This window comes from Mycolicibacterium austroafricanum (assembly GCF_000612725.1).
In the GTDB taxonomy this organism is placed as follows: domain Bacteria; phylum Actinomycetota; class Actinomycetes; order Mycobacteriales; family Mycobacteriaceae; genus Mycobacterium; species Mycobacterium austroafricanum.
Map to the genome: position 1 here is coordinate 45,610 of NZ_HG964453.1, position 21,994 is coordinate 67,603.

A 21,994-nucleotide genomic window follows, 5' to 3' on the forward strand; every position below is an offset into this window, starting at 1 on the left:
GGATTCGGTCGTGAACAGCGCAGACCATAGGATGGTTCCCCGTGACCCCCGCCGATCTGGCCGAGCTGCTCAAGGCCACCGCAGCCGCGGTGCTCGCCGAGCACGGACTCGACTCCGCCGCGCTGCCCGCCATCGTCACGGTCGAGCGCCCGCGCAACCCCGAGCACGGTGACTACGCCACCAACCTCGCACTTCAGCTCGGCAAGAAGGTCGGCGCCAACCCGCGCGAGCTGGCCGGCTGGCTGGCCGCCGCGCTGGTCGCCAAGGACGGCATCGCGGCCGCCGACGTGGCCGGCCCGGGCTTCGTCAATCTGCGCATCGAGGCCTCCGCGCAGAACGTCATCGTCGGCGACGTCATCGCCGCGGGCGCAACCTACGGGGCATCGGGGGAGCTGGACGGCCGGCGGGTGAACCTGGAGTTCGTCTCGGCCAACCCGACCGGCCCGATCCACATCGGCGGCACCCGGTGGGCCGCGGTGGGTGACGCGCTCGGCCGGCTGCTGAGCACGCAGGGCGCCGAGGTGGTGCGCGAGTACTACTTCAACGACCACGGCGCGCAGATCGACCGGTTCACCAACTCATTGATCGCGGCCGCCAAGGGCGAGCCGGCCCCCGAGGACGGCTACGCGGGCACCTACATCGCCGACATCGCCGCGCAGGTGCTGGCCAAGGAGCCCGGGGCGCTGGAGTTGCCCGACGCCGAGATGCGCGAGACGTTCCGGGCGGTCGGCGTGAACCTGATGTTCGACCACATCAAGGAATCGCTGCACGAGTTCGGCACCGACTTCGACGTCTACACCCACGAAGACTCGATGCACACCTCGGGGCGCGTCGACCAGGCCATTGCCAAGCTCCGCGAGACCGGCAGCATCTACGAGAAGGACGGCGCAGTCTGGTTGCGCACCACCGACTTCGGTGACGACAAGGACCGCGTGGTCATCAAGAGCGACGGCCAGCCCGCCTACATCGCCGGTGATCTGGCGTACTTCCTGGACAAGCGCAAGCGCGGTTTCGACCTGTGCATCTACATGCTGGGCGCCGACCATCACGGCTACATCGCCAGGCTCAAGGCCGCCGCGGCGGCCCTCGGTGACGACCCCGACACCGTCGAGGTGCTCATCGGCCAGATGGTCAACCTGGTGCGTGACGGCCAGCCGGTCCGGATGAGCAAGCGGGCGGGCACCGTCATCACGCTCGACGACCTCGTCGACGCGATCGGGGTGGACGCCGCCCGTTACGCGTTGATCCGCAGCTCGGTGGACACCCCGATCGACATCGACCTGGCGCTGTGGTCCTCGGCGTCCAACGAGAACCCGGTCTATTACGTGCAGTACGCGCATGCGCGGCTGTCGGCGCTGGCCCGCAACGCCGCCGAACTCGGTGTCGCCGCCGACACCGCACATCTGGATCTGCTCACCCATGACAAGGAGGGCACGCTGATTCGCAACATCGGCGAGTTCCCCCGGGTGCTCAAGACCGCCGCGAGTCTGCGTGAGCCACACCGCGTTTCGCGCTACCTCGAGGATCTGGCCGGGGATTACCACCGGTTCTACGACTCGTGCCGGGTGCTGCCGCAGGGCGACGAGACACCGGGCGACCTGCATGCGGCGCGGCTGGCGCTGTGTGCGGCGACCCGCCAGGTGATCGCCAACGGGCTGGGCATCCTCGGCGTCAGCGCTCCGGAGCGAATGTGATCGCGCATCCGGCCGGCCCCCGGCACGCCGAAGAGGTGCATCCCGTCGCCACGCCCGATCGGCCACGGACCGCTGCCGAGGTGCTGCAGTTGGCTCCGAATGTATGGCCGCAGAACGCGGTTCGCGGAGCGGACGGTGTGGTGTCGATCGCAGGCGTGTCGGTGGCCGACATCGCCGCGGAGTTCGGCACGCCGGTGTTCGTCATCGACGAGGCGGATTTCCGGGCGCGCTGCCGCGACATCGCCGCCGCTTTCGGTGGTGGTGAGCACGTCCGGTACGCCGCCAAGGCGTTCCTGTGCACCGAGGTGGCGCGTTGGATCGACGAAGAGGGTCTGTCCCTCGACGTCGCCAGTGGGGGAGAGCTGGCCGTCGCGCTGCACGCCGGCTTTCCCGCGGAACGTATTGCGTTGCACGGCAACAACAAATCGGTCGCCGAGCTGACCGCGGCGGTCGAGGCCGGCATCGAGCACGTGGTGGTCGACTCGATGACCGAGATCGACCGTCTGGACAAGATCGCCGGCGAGGCCGGTGTGGTGCAGGACGTGCTCATCCGCGTCACCGTCGGAGTCGAGGCGCACACCCACGAGTTCATCTCCACCGCGCACGAGGACCAGAAGTTCGGGCTGTCGCTGGCCAGCGGGGCGGCGATGACCGCGGTGCGCCGGGTGTTCGAGACCGACCACCTGCGCCTGGTCGGCCTGCACAGCCACATCGGTTCACAGATCTTCGACGTCGCCGGTTTCGAGTTGGCGGCCCACCGCGTGATCGGGCTGCTTCGGGACGCGGTCGCGGAGTTCGGTGTCGAGAAGACCTCTCAGATGTCGATCGTCGATCTCGGTGGCGGACTGGGTATCTCGTATCTTCCACACGACGACCCGCCCCCGATGGGTGAACTCGCGGACAAGCTGCACGCGATCGTGCGCCACGAGTCCGCCGCCGTCGGGCTGCCCGCCCCCAGGCTGGTGGTGGAACCCGGCCGCGCCATCGCGGGTCCCGGCACGATCACGCTCTACGAGGTCGGCACCGTCAAAGACGTGGCGATCTCGTCGGACAGGAACCGTCGGTACGTGAGCGTCGACGGCGGTATGAGCGACAACATCAGGACGTCGCTCTACGACGCCGAATACGACGTCCGGTTGGTGTCGCGGACCAGCAACGCAGAGCCGACGCTGTCCCGGGTGGTGGGGAAACACTGTGAAAGCGGCGACATCGTGGTGCGCGACGCCTGGATACCCGACGACGTCGGTCCGGGGGACCTGCTGGGCGTAGCGGCCACCGGCGCATACTGCTATTCGATGTCGAGCCGCTACAACCTGATCGGCCGGCCGGCCGTGGTGGCCGTGCGTGACGGGCGGGCGCGCCTGATCCTGCGCCGGGAGACGGTCGACGACCTCTTGAGTCTGGAAGTGAGTGAGGTGAAGCGGTGAGTGACGAAATCGGCGTAGCCGTATTGGGGCTGGGCAATGTCGGCAGCGAGGTGGTGCGCATCATCGAGGAGAGCGCGGCCGACCTGACCGCCCGTATCGGGGCGCCGCTGGTCATCCGCGGCATCGGGGTGCGCCGGGTCGACGCGGACCGCGGCGTTCCGGTGGAACTGTTGACCGATGACATCGAGGCGTTGGTCTCGCGCGACGACGTCGACATCGTCGTCGAGCTCATGGGTCCTGTCGAGCCGGCCCGCAAGGCGATCCTGGCCGCGCTGGAGCAGGGCAAGTCCGTGGTCACCGCGAACAAGGCGTTGATGGCGGTGTCCGCCGGCAAACTGGCCGAGGCCGCCGAGAAGGCCCATGTGGACCTGTATTTCGAGGCTGCGGTGGCCGGTGCGATTCCGGTCATCCGTCCGCTGACCCAGTCGCTGGCCGGTGACACGGTGCTGCGGGTGGCCGGCATCGTCAACGGCACCACCAATTACATCCTGTCCGAGATGGACAGCACAGGAGCGGACTACGCGAGCGCGCTGGCCGACGCGAGCGCACTCGGGTACGCCGAAGCCGACCCGACCGCCGATGTGGAGGGGTACGACGCGGCGGCCAAGGCCGCGATCCTGGCGTCCATCGCGTTCCACACCAGGGTCACCGCCGACGACGTCTACCGCGAGGGCATCACCAAGGTGTCCGCCGCCGACTTCGCCTCCGCGCGGGCGCTCGGCTGCACGATCAAGCTGCTGGCCATCTGTGAGCGACTCACCACCGGTAAAGGCAAGCAACAGGTCTCGGCCCGCGTCTACCCGGCATTGGTGCCGTTGGAGCATCCGCTGGCATCGGTCAACGGTGCGTTCAACGCCGTCGTCGTCGAGGCGGAGGCGGCCGGGCGGCTGATGTTCTACGGTCAGGGCGCCGGTGGGGCGCCCACGGCCTCGGCGGTGCTCGGCGACCTGGTGATGGCGGCGCGCAACCGCGTGCAGGGCGGTCGCGGTCCGCGTGAGTCCAAGTACGCCAAGCTTCCGGTCGCGCCGATCGGTGTGATCCCGACCCGCTACTACGTCAACATGAACGTCGCCGATCGCCCCGGTGTGCTCTCCGCGGTGTCGGCGGAGTTCAGCAAGCGGGAGGTCAGCATCGCCGAGGTGCGCCAGGAAGGCATGGTCGACGACGAGGGGCAGCGCTGCGGTGCCCGCATCGTCGTCGTCACCCACCAGGCCAAGGACGCCGCACTGTCGGAAACTGTCGCCGCGCTGGCTGATCTCGACGTCGTCCAGAGCATCAACAGCGTTCTCCGGATGGAAGGGACCTCCGAGTGAGTACCGCTCGTGCCGTGCACCAGCCCTGGCCGGGCCTGATCGAGGCCTACCGCGACCGACTGCCGATCGAGGACAGTTGGACGACCATCACCCTGCGTGAGGGCGGCACCCCGCTGCTCCCGGCGCCCCGGTTGTCCGAATACACCGGCTGCACAGTGCATCTGAAGGTGGAGGGGCTCAACCCGACCGGTTCGTTCAAGGACCGCGGTATGACGATGGCGGTCACCGAGGCGGTGTCGCGGGGACAGCAGGCGGTGCTGTGCGCCTCGACGGGCAACACCTCGGCCTCGGCGGCCGCGTATGCGGCGCGGGCCGGGATCACCTGTGCCGTGCTGGTGCCCCAAGGCAAGATCGCCATGGGCAAGCTGGCGCAGGCCGTCATGCACGGTGCGAAGATCATCCAGATCGACGGCAACTTCGACGACTGCCTCGAGCTCGCCCGCAAGCTGACGAGCGACTTCCCGACGGTGTCGCTTGTCAACTCGGTCAACCCGTTTCGTATCGAGGGGCAGAAGACCGCGGCGTTCGAGATCGTCGACGCGCTCGGTGACGCCCCCGACGTGCACTCGCTTCCGGTCGGCAACGCGGGCAACATCACGGCCTACTGGAAGGGTTACACGGAGTACCACCGCGACGGCCTGGCCGCCCGGTTGCCGCGCATGCTCGGCACGCAGGCCGCCGGTGCCGCACCGTTGGTGCTCGGCGAGCCGGTGAGCGACCCCGAGACCATCGCCACCGCGATCCGCATCGGCTCACCGGCGTCGTGGAGTTCGGCGGTCGAGGCGCAACAGCAGTCGGGTGGCCGCTTCGTGGCCGCCACTGACGAGGAGATCCTGGCCGCCTACCACCTCGTCGCCCGCGCCGAGGGCGTGTTCGTCGAGCCGGCGTCGGCGGCCAGTATCGCCGGGCTGTTGAAGTCCATCGAAGACGGTTGGGTCGCCAAGGGATCGACGGTCGTCTGTACCGTGACCGGAAACGGCTTGAAGGACCCCGACACCGCGCTCAAGGGCATGCCCGCGGTGATCCCGGTTCCCGTCGACCCGGTCGCCGTCGTCGCCAAGCTCGGCCTGGTCTAGGAACGGACACCGTGACCCGCACATTGCCACCCGGTCTGACGGCCACCGCCGTTGTGGCCGCTTCCAGCGCCAACCTCGGCCCAGGCTTCGACAGCATGGGCCTGGCGATTGGCCTGTACGACGAAATTGTGGTCGAGACAACGGAATCCGGCCTCGTTGTCGAGGTGGAGGGCGAGGGTTCGGGTCAGGTTCCGCTCGACGGTTCCCACCTCGTGGTGCGGGCGATCGAGCGTGGCCTGCGCGAGACGGGGGTATCAGCGCCCGGGTTGATTGTGCGCTGCCGCAACGATATTCCGCATTCACGCGGCCTGGGATCGTCCGCGGCCGCCGTAGTGGGTGGCCTTGCCGCTGCCAATGGGCTTGCCGCGCAGTCGGATTCGACACCCATGTCGCCGGAGCGGCTGGTTCAGGTCTCGTCGGAGTTCGAAGGGCATCCGGACAACGCCGCCGCGGCCGTGCTCGGCGGTGCGGTGGTCTCCTGGACCGCGGCCGGCGCGGGCGATCCCCGATACGCCGCGGCGCCGATCCGGTTACACCCCGACATCGCGATCTTCGCCGCCGTCCCGCAGGTGCGCTCGTCGACCGCCGAAACCCGGGTGTTGCTGCCCGAGCACGTCCGCCACACCGATGCCCGCTTCAACCTGAGCCGCGCCGCGCTTCTCGTCGTCGCGCTCACGGAGCGACCGGACCTGCTGATGGAGGCGACCGAGGATGTGCTGCACCAGCCCCAGCGCGCTGCCGCGATGCCTGCCTCTGCGGAATACCTCGCGATGCTCCGGCGTTGTGGCGTGGCAGCAATGTTGTCAGGTGCCGGACCTGCAGTGCTTGCGTTGAGCACCGAGACCGAGTTGCCCGCCGAGGCCCTCCGATACGGTGCCGATCACGGGTTCGCGGTCAAGAGAATGTCCGTGGGACACGGGGTGAGCTGGACCTCCGGCGTCGCGGTCCGAACCTAGTTCGACGTCGTGATCGGGAGTAACACCCGCACCATGCGAATCATGGCGTTTCTTGCTTCCGTCCCGGATGCGGGTTATTCTCGCTGACGTCCAGCAATCGCAGCTTCTTCACCTGCGCCGACACTAGGACGACTCTTCTTTCAGGTGTTCAAACTTGTGGACTGACGGTTCGCCGTATCCCGGCGAGACCCGGCGATCACCGTTGCGATGGCAATGGTGTGACCTCGGCGTTCAGCGGTTCTGCTGAACGTACTAACCCCCGCGTGACTCGGTCAGCGAGGGAAGAAAGGAAATCCGTGACCGATACGGACCTCTTCACGGCTGGCAGCGCCGACAGCGGCGAGCTGCCGAACACCGTGACTGCAACAAACAGCGCCTCATCCGAGCAGGCAGGTGCGCCCGCTGCGGCGCCCGCCGCGGACGAGGCCCCGGCGGCGACCCGCGCCCGCCGTGGTGCTCTGACCAGCCTCGTGCTGCCCGAGCTGCGGGCCATGGCCAAAGAGATCGGCGTCGAAGGCGCCTCCGGCATGCGCAAGAGCGAGCTGATCGCCGCCATCCGCGAGCGTCGCGGCGAAGCCAACGGCAAGCCCGCGGCCAAGAGCGACATCGCGGAGGCCCCTGCCGCCGCCCCGGCCGGCGATACCGCGGCCGACAGCACGGCCCCCGAGCAGGCCGCCGAAGCGCAGCCGCAGCAGCGGCGTCGTGAGCGCCGCGGATCCTCGCGTGAGCAGGGTGGCCCCAACGCCGGCGAACAGGCCGGCGACCAGGACAAGACCGAAGCCGGACGGCCCGAGTCGGGTCAGGCCGAAGGGCGCGGCAAGAACGCCCCGCAGGAGCAGCAGGGCGGCGGCCGCGAGACCCGCGAGCACAAAGACAACCAGGGCGGCCAGACCTCCAAGGCCGAGGGCAGGGCCGACTCGGATACCCGCTCCGACGGCGGTGACCAGCAGGGCGGGCAGAACCGCGGCCGCGGCGGCGAAGGTGGCGGCAATCGCGCTGCCGACAACGACGACGACGGCGACGGGCGTCAGGGCCGGCGGGGTCGGCGATTCCGCGACCGCAGGCGCCGTGAGCGCGGCGGCGAGGGTGGTGGCGGCGGTGACCGCGACACCGAACTCCGCGAGGACGACGTCGTGCAACCCGTCGCGGGCATCCTCGATGTCCTCGACAACTATGCGTTCGTCCGGACCTCGGGCTATCTCGCCGGGCCGAACGACGTCTACGTCTCGATGAACATGGTCCGCAAGAACGGACTGCGTCGCGGCGACGCGGTGACCGGTGCGGTCCGCGTTCCCAAAGACGGAGAGCAGTCCAATCAGCGGCAGAAGTTCAACCCGCTGGTGCGCCTCGACTCCGTCAACGGCGGGCCTGTCGAAGAGGCCAGGAAGCGGCCTGAGTTCCAGAAGCTCACACCGCTCTACCCGAACACCCGCCTGCGCCTGGAGACCAGTTCGGACAAGCTCACCACCCGCGTGATCGATCTGATCATGCCGATCGGCAAGGGGCAGCGTGCGCTGATCGTGTCGCCGCCCAAGGCCGGCAAGACGACGATCATGCAGGACATCGCGAACGCGATCACCCGCAACAACCCGGAATGCCATCTGATGGTCGTGCTCGTCGACGAGCGCCCGGAAGAGGTCACCGACATGCAGCGCTCGGTCAAGGGCGAGGTCATCGCGTCGACCTTCGACCGGCCGCCGTCAGATCACACGCAGGCCGCCGAGCTCGCCATCGAACGGGCCAAGCGCCTGGTCGAGCAGGGCAAGGACGTCGTGGTGCTGCTCGACTCGATCACCCGTCTGGGACGTGCGTACAACAATGCGTCGCCGGCGTCGGGCCGCATCCTGTCCGGTGGTGTGGATTCGACGGCGCTGTACCCGCCGAAGCGATTCCTCGGCGCGGCACGCAACATCGAAGAGGGCGGCTCGCTGACGATCATCGCCACGGCCATGGTCGAGACCGGCTCCACCGGTGACACGGTGATCTTCGAGGAGTTCAAGGGCACCGGCAACGCCGAGCTCAAACTCGACCGCAAGATCGCCGAGCGCCGCGTGTTCCCGGCGGTCGACGTCAATCCGTCCGGCACCCGCAAGGACGAGCTGCTGCTCTCGCCCGACGAGTTCGCGGTCGTGCACAAGCTGCGCCGAGTGCTGTCCGGCCTCGACCCGCATCAGGCGATCGACCTGCTGATGAGTCAGCTGCGCAAGACCAAGAACAACTACGAGTTCCTGGTTCAGGTCTCCAAGAACACGCCCGGCGGCGTCGACAACGACTGAGTGATTTCGGCGTAGTTGGTCTCGCAGAGGTTGACCAACTACACCGAAATCACCGGTACGGGTCGGTGATCTCGCGCAGCGAGAGAAGTGCCGCCCGCAGCGCGGCGTAAGCGTCGTCGCCGAGATGTCGCCGCCATTCCTGCTCGACACGAGCCACCTCGGCGCCCGCCCGTCGGCACATCTCGGCACCCTTGTCGGTCAGCGTCACCAGGCGCGCCCTCGCGTCGGAGGGATCCGGAAGGCGCGTGACGTATCCGGCCCGCTCGAGTTGGTCGACCAGCGCACCTGCGGTCTGTTTGGTCACGCGCGCCTGTTCGGCCAGATCGGTCAACCGCATGCCCCCCGGATCGAGCCGCTGCAGCAGCCGCGACTGCGCGACGGTCACGTCGCCGACACCGGAGCGGGCCAACGCGGCCATCACACGACTCTCGACCTCGCGGTGCGCGATGTACATCAGTACCGCGGTGCCCGGTTGCGCGTCCATGCGTTGACTTTAGTACGAACTCCTGACTATATTCGTCAGTGATCCTGACTAATCGACAGGCTGGAGCGACCCGTGGACCGCGACACCGTGTGGCGTCACATCGACAACCAGCGTCTCGAACTCGCCGACCTCATCGACGCGATCGACGCCCGCGACCAGGCGCTGTGGGACACGCCGTCGCTGTGTGCCGGGTGGACCGTCCGCAATGTCGCTGCCCACCTCACGCATTCGACGATCGGGATGCCCCGCATGTTCTTCGAGGCGGCCCGAAGCGGCTTCCGCTTCAACGCCGTCGTGAACCGGATGGCCGTCAGCGACGACAGGTCGCCCGCGCAGATCGCGGCGAACCTGCGCGCCGTCGTCGGTTGTCGGAGGCATCCACCCGGAACCACCGAGCGCGACCCGTTGACCGACGTGCTGGTGCACACCCAGGACATCTGCGTCCCGCTCGGTATCGACCGGCCGATGCCCGTCGACGCCGCGGTCGCAGCTGCCGAACGCATCTGGAACGCCGACTTTCCGTTCCATGCCCGCAAGCGCCTGGCCGGCACCCGGCTGGTTGCCACCGACGCGGATTTCACCGTCGGTGAGGGTCGGGAGGTGGCCGCGCCGATCAGTGCGCTGCTGATGCTGCTGACCGGTCGAAAGTGATTTCGGCGTGGTCGGTCGCGCTCACCGCGACCGACCACGCCGAAATCACTGGCGCGGATCGCTGCGCAGCGCGGCGACGATGTACCGACGGGCGTGCCGCAGCACCGAATCGTGGTCATCGACATTGCACTGCTCGCCGGGGACGGTGGCCAGGCTCATCATGATCCGCGCGATCCACTCGGCGGCCTCGGCGGAGTTTGTGTCCGGATGGATCTCGCCGCGATCGACCGCCGCCTGGATGTACGGCACCCAGAACGCGGCGATCTCGGGGATGAGCCCGCGAACACCGAGTCCGACACACGCGGTGAAGGCCTCGGGTTCCTCCTGACGGAGTTTGAGGACGAGCGCGCCGGGCGTCTCGGACTCTTTCCGCGCCAGCTCGACACCCACGGCGATCTGCTGGTCGAGCCCGGCCACCGCGTCGAGGCGGGTCCGCGATTCGGACCAGAACGCGTCGTTGAGCCGCACGATCGCGGCCCCGAGGAGTTCTGCCTTGTCGGGGAAATGGCGGTAGAGCCAGCCGCGGCTCACTCCGGCCACCTCGGCGACCTCGGACACGGTGGTGGCGCGAATCCCCTTGGCGGTCAGGCACTGTTCGGCCGCGTCGATCAGTCGATCCCGGACGGATCCGGGCTCGGCTCTGGCGGAGGCCGCGGAGTTCGACCCCGCGGAATTCGGCACAGTACCCACGCTCATCGACATATCTTCGCAAATGAAGGGGCTGCCGTGGCTGCGGTACGCTGCGCGCGGTTGATCCAGTAGACAAGTATCAAGATCTGTTCACCAGCGTCGGAGGGCGAGGGTTTGGCCGAGACAGTTCAGCAACTGCTGCGGGAACGCCTGGACAGCGACGGCATCGCGCTGAAATACGAGGGCAGTACCTGGACCTGGCGGGAGCATCTCGGCGAGGCCGCGATGCAGGCGGCGGCGTTGATCGGCGCCGCGGATCCCGAACGGCCGCTCCACGTGGGGGTGCTGCTCGGCAACACACCGGACATGCTGACCGCGATGGCCGCCGCCGGGCTCGGGGGTTATGTGCTGTGCGGCATCAACAACACCCGGCGCGGCGACGCGCTGGCCCGGGACATCCGCCGGGCCGACTGCCAGTTCCTGATCACCGACGACGCCCACCGCCATCTGCTCGACGGCCTCGACCTGTCCGGTGTGCGGGTGCTGGTGGTCGGCACACCGGAATGGATGGAGCTGACGGGGCGGGCTGGCACCCTGACGCCGCACCGCGAGGTCACCGCCACCGACACCTACATGCTGATCTTCACCTCGGGCACCAGCGGCGACCCGAAGGCCGTCAAGATGATGCACGCGATGGTGTTGCTGGCCGGCGCGGCGCTGATGGGCCGCTACGAGCTGACCTCCGACGATGTCTGCTACCTGTCGATGCCGCTGTTCCACAGCAACGCCGTGCTCGCCGGATGGTCGGTGGCGGTCAATTCGGGCGCGGCGATGGCCCCGGCGCAGTTCAGCGCGTCGCGCTTCGTCGACGACATCCGCCGTTACGGCGCCACCTACATGAACTACGTGGGTAAGCCGCTGGCGTACATCCTGGCCGGCCCCGAACGCCCCGACGACGCCGACAACCCGCTGCGGGTGGCGTTCGGCAACGAGGCCAGCGATCGGGACATCGCCGAGTTCGCCCGCCGGTTCGGGTGCCAGGTGTGGGACGGGTTCGGGTCCACCGAGAACGCCGTGACGGTGACGCGGGAGGACGGCTGCCCGCCGGGGTCGATCGGCAAGGGCTTTCCCGGAGTCGCGATCTACGACGCCGAGACGCTGACCGAGTGTGCGGTCGCCGAGTTCGACGAGCACGGCGCCCTGGCCAACGCCGACGACGCGATCGGGGAGCTGGTCAACACCCAGGGCGCCGGCATGTTCGCCGGCTACTACAACGACCAGGGCGCGACCGACGAGCGGATGCGGCACGGCATGTTCTGGTCCGGCGACCTGGCCTACCGGGACGCCGACGGCTGGATCTACCTCGCCGGCCGCACCGCGGACTGGATGCGGGTCGACGGCGAGAACATGACCTCGGCACCGATCGAACGCATCCTGATCCGGCTGCCCGCGATCAGCATGGCGGCGGTGTACCCGGTGCCCGACGAGTTCGTCGGGGACCAGGTGATGGCCGCACTCGTGCTGCAGGACGAGGCGACGTTGACCCCCGACGAGTTCGCCCGGTTCCTGGCGGCGCAGCCCGATCTGTCGCCGAAGGCCTGGCCGCGCCATGTCTGGATCGCCGACGCGCTGCCCAGCACCGCCACCAACAAGGTCCTCAAGCGCGAACTGGTCGCAATGGGTGTCGAACCGGCGGGTCGCACCCTGTGGAGGCGCGACGGGGGGACCTACCGCACGGTCTCCGCGCAGGAATAGTGCGTGCCGAATGCGCGTTTAGGCTGCTGGCGGTTGACCTGGCATAATTGACCGCCGTCACCTCGGTTCCGGTTCACGCCGCAGCCTCCCATCGCGGGAAGGGCGACCCGGGACCCCACGATCGAAGAGGAAACCATGAAATCAGGCATTCATCCTGACTACGTCGAGACCACCGTGCTGTGTGGCTGTGGTGCCAGCTTCACCACCCGCAGCACCAAGCAGAGCGGCCAGATCACTGTCGAGGTCTGCTCGCAGTGCCACCCGTTCTACACCGGCAAGCAGAAGATCCTCGACAGCGGCGGCCGCGTCGCCCGCTTCGAGAAGCGCTACGGCAAGCGCAAGACGGCTGCCGACAAGTAGCCGTCCGAACGGCGCCCGCTCTGCTGCTGTACGCGCAGGCCGGGCGCCGTTTCGCGCATCGGGGCAAGACCAGACCAACCGCTGAGGAGGCGAGATGACCGAGACCGCACCGGCGATCGAGGCGATTCTTGCTGAATACGGTGAGCTGGAGCAGCGCCTCGCCGATCCCGAACTGCACGCCGACCCGGCCGCCGCCAAGAAGGTCGGCCGCCGTTTCGCGCAGATCTCGCCGATCGTGTCGACGTACCACAAGCTCGAGGCCGCCCGTGGCGACCTAGAAGCGGCACGGGAACTGGCCGCCGACGACGCGTCGTTCGCCGCCGAGGTCGACGAGCTCACGACCAAGGTCGCCGACCTCGACGACCGCCTGACCGACCTGCTGGCGCCGCGCGATCCGCACGACGCCGACGACATCGTGCTCGAGGTCAAATCCGGGGAGGGCGGCGAGGAGTCCGCGCTGTTCGCCGCGGATCTGGCCCGGATGTACATCAGGTACGCCGAGCGACACGGCTGGACGGTCACGATGCTGGGGGAGACGACCTCCGATCTCGGCGGCTACAAGGACGCGACGCTGTCGATCGCCGGCAAGGGTGACTCCGCCGACGGGGTGTGGTCGCGGCTGAAGTTCGAAGGCGGCGTGCACCGGGTGCAGCGGGTGCCGGTCACCGAATCCCAGGGTCGGGTGCACACCTCGGCGGCCGGGGTGCTGGTCTACCCCGAGCCCGACGAGGTCGAGCAGGTCCAGATCGACGAGTCCGACCTGCGCATCGACGTCTACCGGTCCTCGGGCAAGGGCGGCCAGGGCGTCAACACCACCGACTCCGCGGTCCGCATCACGCACCTACCCACCGGCATCGTCGTGACCTGCCAGAACGAGCGCTCACAGCTGCAGAACAAGGCGCGCGCCATGCAGGTGCTGGCGGCGCGGCTGCAGGCCCTGGCCGAGGAGCAGGCGTCGGCCGACGCCTCGGCCGACCGCGCCAGCCAGATCCGGACCGTGGACCGCAGCGAACGGATCCGTACCTACAACTACCCCGAGAACCGGATCGCCGACCACCGGATCAACTACAAGTCGCACAACCTCGACCAGGTGCTCGACGGCGACCTCGATCCGCTGTTCGACGCGCTGGCCGCAGCCGACAAGCAAGCCCGGCTGCAGAACACGTGAACGTAGCCGACCGGCCGGTGACCATGCGTCAGATGATCGACGACGCCGCGGCCGTGCTGGCCGCGGCCGGAGTCGGGTCCCCGCGGGTCGACGCCGAATTGTTGGCGGCCCATGTGACCGGGACCGAACGCGGCCGGGTGGCCTTCGTGCAGCCCGACGACGCCTTCGCCGCGCGCTACCGCGAGCTGGTCACCGCCCGCGCCGAACGTGTCCCGCTGCAGCATCTGACCGGTACTGCGGCGTTCGGGCCGGTCACCGTGCAGGTCGGACCAGGGGTGTTCGTGCCCCGTCCCGAGACCGAGTCTGTGCTGGAATGGGCTGTGGCTCAACCACTTCCGGCTCGGCCGCGGATCGTCGACCTGTGCACCGGATCCGGCGCGCTGGCGCTGGCGCTGGCCGTGGCATTCCCGGCGGCGCAGGTGACCGCAGTCGACGACTCCGAGGCGGCACTGGATTACGCGCGCGGCAACGTTGCCGACTCGTCGGTGCAGTTGGTGCGCGCCGACGTGACCGCCCCCGGCCTGCTCGCAGACCTCGACGGTTCGGTGGATCTACTGGTCGCCAACCCGCCCTACATTCCCGCCGGGGCGCTGCTGGAACCTGAAGTGGCGCAGTATGATCCGGCGCACGCCCTGTTCGGGGGCGCGGACGGGATGTCGGTGATCGGGCCCATCGTCGACGCTGCCGCACGCTTGTTGCGCCCCGGCGGACGGTGCGCGGTGGAGCACGACGACACCACATCGGAGCAGACCGTGGCCGCATTCACCCGCGACGGCGGGTTCGTGGACGTGACGGCGCGACACGACCTCGCCGGCCGGCCCCGATTCGTGACCGCGGTACGCGCCGGGTGAGAGGCTGGCCAGTGTGACCGAGACGTTCGACTGCACCGACCCGGAGCAGCGGGATACGGGAATCGCGTCGGCGATCAGCGCGCTCAAGGGCGGTCGCCTGGTGGTGATGCCGACCGACACCGTGTACGGCATCGGCGCCGACGCCTTCGACGGCGAGGCGGTGGCGGCGCTGCTGGCGGCCAAGGGACGCGGACGCAACATGCCGGTGCCGGTGCTGGTCGGGTCGTGGCACACGATCCAGGGTTTGGTGTACTCGGTGCCCAACAGCGCCAAGGAACTGATCCGCGCGTTCTGGCCGGGCGCGCTGAGCCTGGTGGTCCGGCAGGCGCCGTCGCTGCAGTGGGACCTCGGTGACGCGAACGGCACCGTGATGCTTCGGATGCCCCTGCATCCGGTGGCGATCGAGCTGCTGCGCGAGGTGGGGCCGATGGCCGTCTCCAGCGCCAACATCTCGGGCAGGCCCCCTGCCGTCACCGCGGCCCAGGCGCGCGAGCAACTCGGCGATCTCGTCGAGGTCTACCTCGACGGCGGCCCCGCCGAACAGCAGGCCGCGTCGACGATCGTCGACCTCACCGGCGCCCACCCGCGGGTGTTGCGGGAAGGGCCGGTGACACTCGATGCGATCGCCGACGTTCTCGGCGTCGACGCGGCGACCCTGACCGCACAGCCGGACTGATCTGGAGTTTCGTGCACCTGGCTTCAGCGACGATGACGATTGCGCAGGCGGGGGAGAGCGTGATGGCGCTCTCCGACCGCGGCGCTGGTGTTCCGCTGCGCGAGCTTGCACTGGTCGGCCTGACCGCGGCCATCATCACCTACCTGGCCACTGGCTGGGTGCGTGTCCTGGCGACACGCTGGGGTGCGGTGGCCTACCCGCGCGAACGGGACGTGCACGTGGCGCCGACACCCAGGATGGGCGGCCTCGCGATGTACCTCGGGGTGGTGGCCGCAGTCCTGCTGGCCTCGCAGTTGCCCGCGTTGACAAGGGGTTTCGTCTATTCGTCGGGAATGCCTGCGGTGGTCGTCGCGGGCGGACTGATCATGGTCGTCGGGCTCATCGACGACCGCTGGGGTCTTGACGCGCTGACCAAGTTCGCGGGCCAGATCACCGCCGCGAGCGTGCTCGTGACGATGGGGGTGGCGTGGAGCGTTCTCTACATCCCGATCGGCGGCGTCGGCACGATCGTGCTCGACCAGGTGGCTTCCATCCTGCTGACGCTGGCGCTCACGGTGGCCATCGTCAACGCGATGAACTTCGTCGACGGCCTCGACGGGCTGGCCGCCGGACTCGGGCTCATCACCGCATCGGCGATCTGCATCTTCTCTGTCGGGCTGTTGCGTGACCACGGCGGCGACGTGCTGTTCTACCCGCCGGCCGTCATCTCGGTGGTGCTCGCAGGCGTCTGCCTCGGATTTCTGCCACACAACTTCCACAAGGCCCGCATCTTCATGGGTGACTCCGGATCGATGCTCATCGGCCTGATGTTGGCCGCCGCATCGACCACGGCCGCAGGCCCGATCTCGCAGACCGCATACGGCGCCCGCGACGTGTTCGCCCTGCTGTCGCCGTTCTTGCTGGTGGTGGCGGTGATGTTCGTGCCTGCCCTGGACATGCTGCTCGCCATCATCCGGCGCACCCGCAAGGGGTTGAGCCCGTTCAGTCCGGACAAGATGCACCTGCATCACCGGCTGCTGGAGATCGGTCATTCGCACCGGCGGGTGGTGCTTCTCATCTACCTGTGGGTCGGCATCGCCGCGCTCGGCGCCGCCAGCTCGATCTTCTTCGACCCGCGCCGCACCGCGGCGGTCATGGGCGGCGCGATCCTGATCGCGATCGTCGTCACTCTGATTCCGTTGCTCAGACGGGGAAACAGCGCGGCCGCAGAGGTGTACGACGAAAAGTAGTAGGCCCTCTTTTGTGGCCCTCACCATGTGTTAGGGTTCGGTGAGAACCCGAAAAGACCTCGCGGGTTGCCGGCCTCCGGGTCGTTCGGTGCGACCGCTCAAGCATCGACCGGAACGGAAAAACGACCGACCTTTTGACCGAAACAGGGAGCTACCCCTTGGGTGATTCCAGCGTGCCCAACGCCCTCCGATACGCTACGGGCGCCACGCACAGAATCATCGGGAACGGCTCCTTCGATGGCCCACAACTTTCTGACGACCGCGGGATTGAGGTGAAGCAGTGACGACGCCAGCGCAAGACGCGCCGTTGGTGTTTCCGTCCGTCGCTTTCAGGCCCGTACGCCTGCTGATCGTGTGCGTTGCTCTGACCGCTCTCGCGCTTCTGGCGTCCGGCCTCACCGGCAACATCTTCTTCGGAGCCTTCTTCGGTCTCGGCCTCGGTCTGGGACTGGTGAACGCTCTGCTGGTGCGACGGGCGGTCGAGGCCATCACCGCCGAAGATCACCCGCTGAAGAAGAAGATGGCCGTGAACTCGGCGACGCGACTGCTGGTCATCACCGCCGTCGCGCTCACCGTCGCGTTCGTCTTCAGGGAACACGGCGGCATCGCAGTGCTCTTCGGGCTGGCGATCTTCCAGGCGTTGCTCGTGATGAGTACCAGCATCCCGGTGCTGAGGAAGATCCGCAGCGACGGACTCAACGTGCTCGACACGGATTCGAAGGATTGATCTGACCTACATGTACCGGCTGGACTCAATGGAGAGAAGACAGGGACGATGACCGAATCCATCCTCGCCGCAGAGGAAGGTGGCCCCGCCATCCACGTCGGGCATCACACGCTGGTGTTCGAGATGTTCGGCATGACGTTCAACGGCGACACCATCCTCGCCACCGCCATCACCGCGGTCATCGTGATCGGGCTCGCGTTCTACTTGAAGTCCAAGGTCACCTCGACGGGTGTGCCCGGCGGTGTGCAGCTGTTCTGGGAAGCCCTCACCATCCAGATGCGTGGTCAGATCGAGCAGGCGATCGGCATGAAGGTGGCGCCGTTCGTGCTGCCGCTGGCCGTCGCGATCTTCGTCTTCATCCTGATCTCCAACTGGCTGGCGGTGCTGCCGCTGCAGTACGGGGGTTCCGACGGGGCGGCGGGTGAGCTTTACAAGCCGCCGGCTTCCGACATCAACTTCGTGCTCGCGCTCGCGCTGTTCGTGTTCATCTGCTACCACGCCGCAGGCATCTGGCGCCGGGGCATCGTCGGACACCCGATCAAGGTCGTGAAGGGCCACGTCGCGTTCCTCGCGCCGATCAACATCGTCGAGGAGCTCGCCAAGCCGATCTCGTTGGCCCTCCGACTTTTCGGCAACATCTTCGCGGGCGGCATCCTGGTGGCGCTCATTGCGATGTTCCCCTGGTACGTCCAATGGCTGCCCAACGCGATCTGGAAGACCTTCGACCTTTTCGTGGGCCTCATCCAGGCGTTCATCTTCTCGCTGCTGACGATCCTGTACTTCAGCCAGTCGATGGAGCTGGACCACGAAGACCACTGACTCACTGACCGTCAAGTCCCTACGAGCAACGACCACGAACTCTGGCGGCACTGCCACCAGTTATCAAGGAGGATAAAGGAATGGAAATCGACCCCAACGCCATCATCACGGCCGGTGCGCTGATCGGCGGCGGTCTGATCATGGGCGGCGGCGCGATCGGTGCCGGTATCGGTGACGGTATCGCCGGTAATGCCCTGATCGCGGGCATCGCTCGGCAGCCCGAGGCCCAGGGCCGGCTTTTCACACCGTTCTTCATCACGGTTGGTCTGGTCGAGGCGGCCTACTTCATCAACCTGGCCTTCATGGCGCTGTTCGTCTTCGCCACTCCGGGCCTGCAGTAATCCACCGGCATGGGTGAACTCACCACATCGATCGTCGCCGCCGAAGAAGGCGGAGGGACCAGCAACTTCCTGATCCCCAACGGCACCTTCTTCGTCGTGCTGCTCATCTTCCTGATCGTGCTCGGCGTGATCGCGAAATGGGTTGTGCCACCGGTCAGCAAGGTACTGGCAGAGCGTGAGGCGATGCTGGCCAAGACCGCGGCGGACAACCGCAAGTCGGCCGAGCAGGTCGCGGCGGCGCAGGCGGACTACGACAAGACGATGGCCGATGCCCGCGGCGAGGCCTCCTCGATCCGTGACGAGGCCCGCGTTGCGGGACGACAGGTCGTCGATGAGAAGCGGGCGGTGGCCAGTGGAGAGGTCGCCGAGACCGTGAAGAGCGCAGATCAACAGTTGTCGCAACAGGGTTCGGCCGCCCAGTCGGAGCTGCAGTCCTCTGTTGACGGCTTGTCCGCCACGTTGGCCAGCCGGATCCTGGGCGTCGACGTGAATTCAGGTGGGAGTCGCTAGATGTCGATCTTCATCGGCCAGCTGATCGGCTTCGCCGTCATCGTGTTCATCCTCGTCAAGTGGGTGGTGCCGCCCATCAAGGGCCTGATGCAGAAGCAGCAGGAGGCCGTTCGGGTGGCCCTCGCCGAGAGCGCGGAGGCCGGCAAGAAACTGGCCGACGCCGACGCGATGCACGCGAAGGCCGTCGAGGACGCCAAGGCGGCGGGTGCCAAGGTCACCGAGGAAGCGCAGCAGGATTCGCAGCGGATCACCGCACAGCTGGCCGAGCAGGCCGACGCCGAAGCGGAACGCATCAAGGCGCAAGGTGCTCAACAGGTTCAGCTGATGCGGCAACAGCTCATCCGGCAGCTGCGTTCGGGCCTGGGCTCCGAGTCCGTGCAGAAGGCCGAGGAGATCGTCCGCAACTACGTGTCCGATCCGGCCGCGCAGTCCTCGACCGTCGATCGCTTCCTCGACGAACTCGACGCGATGGCGCCGTCTTCGGCGGTGCTGGAAGCAGGCGCGTCGCTCAACCTGCGCGCCGCGAGCCGTGAGGCGCTGGCCGAACTGGTGAAGAAATTCGAGTCGGTCGCCGAGAGCGCCGACACCGCGGCGCTGGCCACGCTCGCCGACAACCTCTCGGCGGTGGCCCGACTGCTCCTCACCTCGGCCACGCTCGACAAGCATCTCGCCGAGCCGACCGGCGACGCCGCCGCGAAGGTCCGCCTTCTCGAGCGGCTGTTCGGCGGCAAGGTCGACGACAACACGATGGATCTGCTGAAGACGGCTGTGGCGCAGCGGTGGTCGACCGAGGGCAACCTCATCGACGCCGTCGAGCACGTCGCACGGCTGGCGTTGCTGGTCCGCGCGGAACGTGAAGGGCAGAGCGAAGAGGTCGAAGATCAGCTGTTCCGGTTCGGCCGTGTGCTCGACGCGCAGTCGCAGCTGAGCCGGCTGCTCGCCGACCCGGTGATCCCCGCCGACAAGCGCGTCGCGCTTCTGAAGAAGGTGCTCGACAGCGGTGGGGGAGTGAACCCGATCGCGGAGGCGCTGCTGACCCAGACGGTCGAGCTGATTCGCGGGGCATCCGCCGACGACGCGGTCAACGACCTCGCCGAGTTGGCGGTCGCCCGACGCGGCGAGGCCGTCGCCCAGGTCACCGCCGCCGCCGACCTCTCCGACGCGCAGCGCACCCGCCTGACCGAGGTGCTCAGCCGGATCTACGGCACCCCGGTGTCGATCCAGCTCGAGGTCGACCCCGAGGTCCTCGGTGGACTCCTGATCACGGTCGGTGACGAGGTCATCGACGGCTCCATCTCATCGCGGTTGGCCGCGGCCCGCACCGGGCTGCCGGACTGACCACCCAGAACTCGAGCAGTAACAAACACAAAGGCAGGAAGACGAAAAGCCATGGCAGAGTTGACAATCTCGGCTTCTGACATCGAAGGTGCGATCGAGGACTACGTCTCCTCCTTCACCGCCGACTCCGGACGGGAAGAGATCGGCGTCGTGATCGACGCCGGTGACGGCATCGCCCACGTCGAGGGGTTGCCCTCGGTGATGACCCAGGAGCTGCTGGAGTTCCCCGGCGGTGTCCTCGGTGTCGCGCTCAACCTCGACGAACACAGCGTGGGCGCCGTGATCCTCGGCGAGTTCGAGAAGATCGAGCAGGGCCAGCAGGTCAAGCGCACCGGCGAGGTGCTGTCGGTGCCGGTCGGTGACGCGTTCCTCGGTCGCGTCATCAACCCGCTCGGCCAGCCGATCGACGGTCAGGGTGACATCGAGGCCGAGGGCCGTCGTGCACTTGAGCTGCAGGCGCCGTCGGTGGTTCAGCGGCAGGGAGTGTCCGAGCCGCTCCAGACCGGCATCAAGGCCATCGACTCGATGACCCCGATCGGGCGCGGCCAGCGCCAGCTGATCATCGGCGACCGCAAGACCGGCAAGACCGCGGTCTGCGTCGACACCATCCTCAACCAGCGCGAGGCCTGGGCGACCGGTGATCCCAAGCAGCAGGTGCGCTGCGTCTACGTCGCCATCGGGCAGAAGGGCACCACGATCGCTTCGGTCAAGCGGGCCCTCGAAGAGGGCGGCGCGATGGAGTACACCACCATCGTCGCGGCCCCCGCCTCCGACGCCGCCGGCTTCAAGTGGCTGGCGCCCTACACCGGTTCGGCCATCGGCCAGCACTGGATGTATGACGGCAAGCACGTCCTCATCGTCTTCGACGACCTGTCCAAGCAGGCCGACGCCTACCGCGCGATCTCGCTGCTGCTGCGTCGCCCGCCGGGCCGCGAGGCATTCCCCGGCGACGTGTTCTACCTGCACTCCCGGCTGCTGGAGCGTTGCGCGAAGCTGTCCGACGAGCTCGGCGGCGGATCGATGACGGGTCTGCCGATCATCGAGACCAAGGCCAACGACATCTCGGCGTTCATCCCGACCAACGTCATCTCGATCACCGACGGCCAGTGCTTCCTGGAGTCCGACCTGTTCAACCAGGGCGTGCGGCCGGCCATCAACGTCGGTGTGTCGGTGTCCCGTGTCGGTGGCGCCGCGCAGATCAAGGCCATGAAGGAGGTTGCGGGCTCGCTGCGACTGGAGCTGTCGCAGTACCGCGAGCTGGAAGCGTTCGCCGCGTTCGCCTCCGATCTGGATGCCGCCTCCAAGGCACAGCTGGACCGCGGTGCCCGCCTGGTCGAGCTGCTCAAGCAGCCGCAGTACACCCCGTACCCGGTTGAGGACCAGGTCGTCGCGATCTACCTCGGCACCGGCGGTCACCTGGATTCGGTTCCCGTCGAAGACGTGGCGCGTTTCGAGTCGGAGCTGCTCGAGCACGTGAAGGCCTCGCACGGCGACATCCTGGCCGGCATCCGCGAGAGCAAGAAGCTCTCGGAGGAGGCCGAGGAGAAGCTGGCCAACGTCATCAACGAGTTCAAGAAGGGCTTCTCGGCTTCCGACGGCAGCTCGGTCGTGGTCAACGAGGCCGAAGCCGAGGCGATGGACGAGGCAGACGTCGAGAAGGAATCCGTCAAGGTCCGCAAGCCGGCCCCCAAGAAGTAGGACCGGGAAGGTCTG

At 67.8% G+C, this 21,994-nt stretch carries 21 protein-coding genes; 19 read left to right on the forward strand and 2 right to left on the reverse strand.

All coding sequences use genetic code 11. From position 1 onward, the window contains the following. Positions 1-41: 41 nt before the first annotated feature. From argS to rho, 6 genes are all read left to right on the forward strand, one after another. The gene (gene argS, locus BN976_RS14095; protein WP_011781505.1) at positions 42-1,694 is read left to right on the forward strand and encodes an arginine--tRNA ligase; all 1,653 of its coding nucleotides are present in this window, start codon (positions 42-44) and stop codon (positions 1,692-1,694) included. Beyond that, positions 1,691-3,121: a diaminopimelate decarboxylase gene (lysA, locus tag BN976_RS14100; RefSeq protein WP_036371541.1), complete on the forward strand. Its 1,431-nt coding sequence runs from the start codon at positions 1,691-1,693 to the stop codon at positions 3,119-3,121. The genes argS and lysA overlap by 4 nt, the downstream gene beginning before the upstream one ends. Continuing rightward, positions 3,118-4,434: a homoserine dehydrogenase gene (locus tag BN976_RS14105; RefSeq protein ID WP_036371543.1), complete on the forward strand. Its 1,317-nt coding sequence runs from the start codon at positions 3,118-3,120 to the stop codon at positions 4,432-4,434. The genes lysA and BN976_RS14105 overlap by 4 nt, the downstream gene beginning before the upstream one ends. Next, positions 4,431-5,510, forward strand: coding sequence for a threonine synthase (thrC, locus tag BN976_RS14110; RefSeq protein WP_011781502.1), 1,080 nt, complete (start codon positions 4,431-4,433; stop codon positions 5,508-5,510). The genes BN976_RS14105 and thrC overlap by 4 nt, the downstream gene beginning before the upstream one ends. A gap of 11 nt (positions 5,511-5,521) precedes the next feature. Continuing rightward, a complete protein-coding gene (gene thrB / locus BN976_RS14115) occupies positions 5,522-6,466 on the forward strand; it encodes a homoserine kinase (protein WP_036371544.1) in 945 nt (314 codons plus the stop codon). Positions 6,467-6,762: 296 nt separating this feature from the next. Beyond that, positions 6,763-8,742: a transcription termination factor Rho gene (gene rho, locus BN976_RS14120; RefSeq protein WP_036371545.1), complete on the forward strand. Its 1,980-nt coding sequence runs from the start codon at positions 6,763-6,765 to the stop codon at positions 8,740-8,742. Between the two features lie 49 nt (positions 8,743-8,791). Here rho and BN976_RS14125 read toward each other — a convergent pair whose 3' ends face one another. Continuing rightward, complete coding sequence (locus BN976_RS14125; protein ID WP_036371546.1) at positions 8,792-9,226, reverse strand: MarR family winged helix-turn-helix transcriptional regulator; 435 nt, start codon at positions 9,224-9,226, stop codon at positions 8,792-8,794. A gap of 72 nt (positions 9,227-9,298) precedes the next feature. On the opposite strand from BN976_RS14125, the gene BN976_RS14130 reads away from it, so the two are divergent. Continuing rightward, positions 9,299-9,877 carry a maleylpyruvate isomerase family mycothiol-dependent enzyme gene (locus tag BN976_RS14130; protein ID WP_036371547.1) on the forward strand — a complete coding sequence of 193 codons (579 nt, stop codon included), beginning with the start codon at positions 9,299-9,301 and terminating at the stop codon, positions 9,875-9,877. Between the two features lie 45 nt (positions 9,878-9,922). On the opposite strand, the gene BN976_RS14135 is transcribed toward BN976_RS14130, so the two are convergent. Beyond that, on the reverse strand, positions 9,923-10,579 hold the full coding sequence (locus BN976_RS14135) for a TetR/AcrR family transcriptional regulator (RefSeq protein ID WP_036371548.1): 657 nt from the start codon (positions 10,577-10,579) through the stop codon (positions 9,923-9,925). Between the two features lie 102 nt (positions 10,580-10,681). Between BN976_RS14135 and fadD1 the strand changes: the two genes are divergently transcribed. The 12 genes from fadD1 to atpA all read left to right on the forward strand — a co-directional run bounded on the left by fadD1 (position 10,682) and on the right by atpA (position 21,979). Then, the gene (fadD1, locus tag BN976_RS14140) at positions 10,682-12,262 is read left to right on the forward strand and encodes a fatty-acid--CoA ligase FadD1 (RefSeq protein ID WP_036371549.1); all 1,581 of its coding nucleotides are present in this window, start codon (positions 10,682-10,684) and stop codon (positions 12,260-12,262) included. A 135-nt stretch (positions 12,263-12,397) separates the two neighbouring features. Beyond that, complete coding sequence (rpmE, locus tag BN976_RS14145; protein ID WP_036371550.1) at positions 12,398-12,622, forward strand: 50S ribosomal protein L31; 225 nt, start codon at positions 12,398-12,400, stop codon at positions 12,620-12,622. Positions 12,623-12,716: 94 nt separating this feature from the next. Next, the gene (gene prfA / locus BN976_RS14150) at positions 12,717-13,790 is read left to right on the forward strand and encodes a peptide chain release factor 1 (RefSeq protein WP_011781494.1); all 1,074 of its coding nucleotides are present in this window, start codon (positions 12,717-12,719) and stop codon (positions 13,788-13,790) included. Between the two features lie 23 nt (positions 13,791-13,813). Then, positions 13,814-14,641, forward strand: coding sequence for a peptide chain release factor N(5)-glutamine methyltransferase (gene prmC, locus BN976_RS14155; RefSeq protein WP_036372229.1), 828 nt, complete (start codon positions 13,814-13,816; stop codon positions 14,639-14,641). Positions 14,642-14,654: 13 nt separating this feature from the next. Then, the gene (locus tag BN976_RS14160) at positions 14,655-15,317 is read left to right on the forward strand and encodes an L-threonylcarbamoyladenylate synthase (RefSeq protein ID WP_011781492.1); all 663 of its coding nucleotides are present in this window, start codon (positions 14,655-14,657) and stop codon (positions 15,315-15,317) included. Positions 15,318-15,349: 32 nt separating this feature from the next. Further along, positions 15,350-16,546: a glycosyltransferase family 4 protein gene (locus tag BN976_RS14165; RefSeq protein WP_036371551.1), complete on the forward strand. Its 1,197-nt coding sequence runs from the start codon at positions 15,350-15,352 to the stop codon at positions 16,544-16,546. A gap of 280 nt (positions 16,547-16,826) precedes the next feature. After that, on the forward strand, positions 16,827-17,273 hold the full coding sequence (locus tag BN976_RS14170) for an ATP synthase subunit I (protein WP_011781490.1): 447 nt from the start codon (positions 16,827-16,829) through the stop codon (positions 17,271-17,273). 48 nt (positions 17,274-17,321) lie between these two features. Continuing rightward, positions 17,322-18,092 (forward strand): F0F1 ATP synthase subunit A, encoded by a 771-nt coding sequence (atpB, locus tag BN976_RS14175; protein ID WP_011781489.1) that lies wholly within the window; start codon positions 17,322-17,324, stop codon positions 18,090-18,092. A gap of 80 nt (positions 18,093-18,172) precedes the next feature. After that, on the forward strand, positions 18,173-18,433 hold the full coding sequence (locus BN976_RS14180; RefSeq protein ID WP_011781488.1) for a F0F1 ATP synthase subunit C: 261 nt from the start codon (positions 18,173-18,175) through the stop codon (positions 18,431-18,433). A 9-nt stretch (positions 18,434-18,442) separates the two neighbouring features. Next, positions 18,443-18,943 (forward strand): F0F1 ATP synthase subunit B, encoded by a 501-nt coding sequence (locus BN976_RS14185; RefSeq protein ID WP_011781487.1) that lies wholly within the window; start codon positions 18,443-18,445, stop codon positions 18,941-18,943. Then, positions 18,944-20,281: a F0F1 ATP synthase subunit B/delta gene (locus tag BN976_RS14190; protein WP_036371553.1), complete on the forward strand. Its 1,338-nt coding sequence runs from the start codon at positions 18,944-18,946 to the stop codon at positions 20,279-20,281. 51 nt (positions 20,282-20,332) lie between these two features. After that, entirely contained in the window at positions 20,333-21,979 is a 1,647-nt protein-coding gene (atpA, locus tag BN976_RS14195; RefSeq protein ID WP_036371554.1) for a F0F1 ATP synthase subunit alpha, read from the forward strand. Positions 21,980-21,994: the final 15 nt, after the last annotated feature.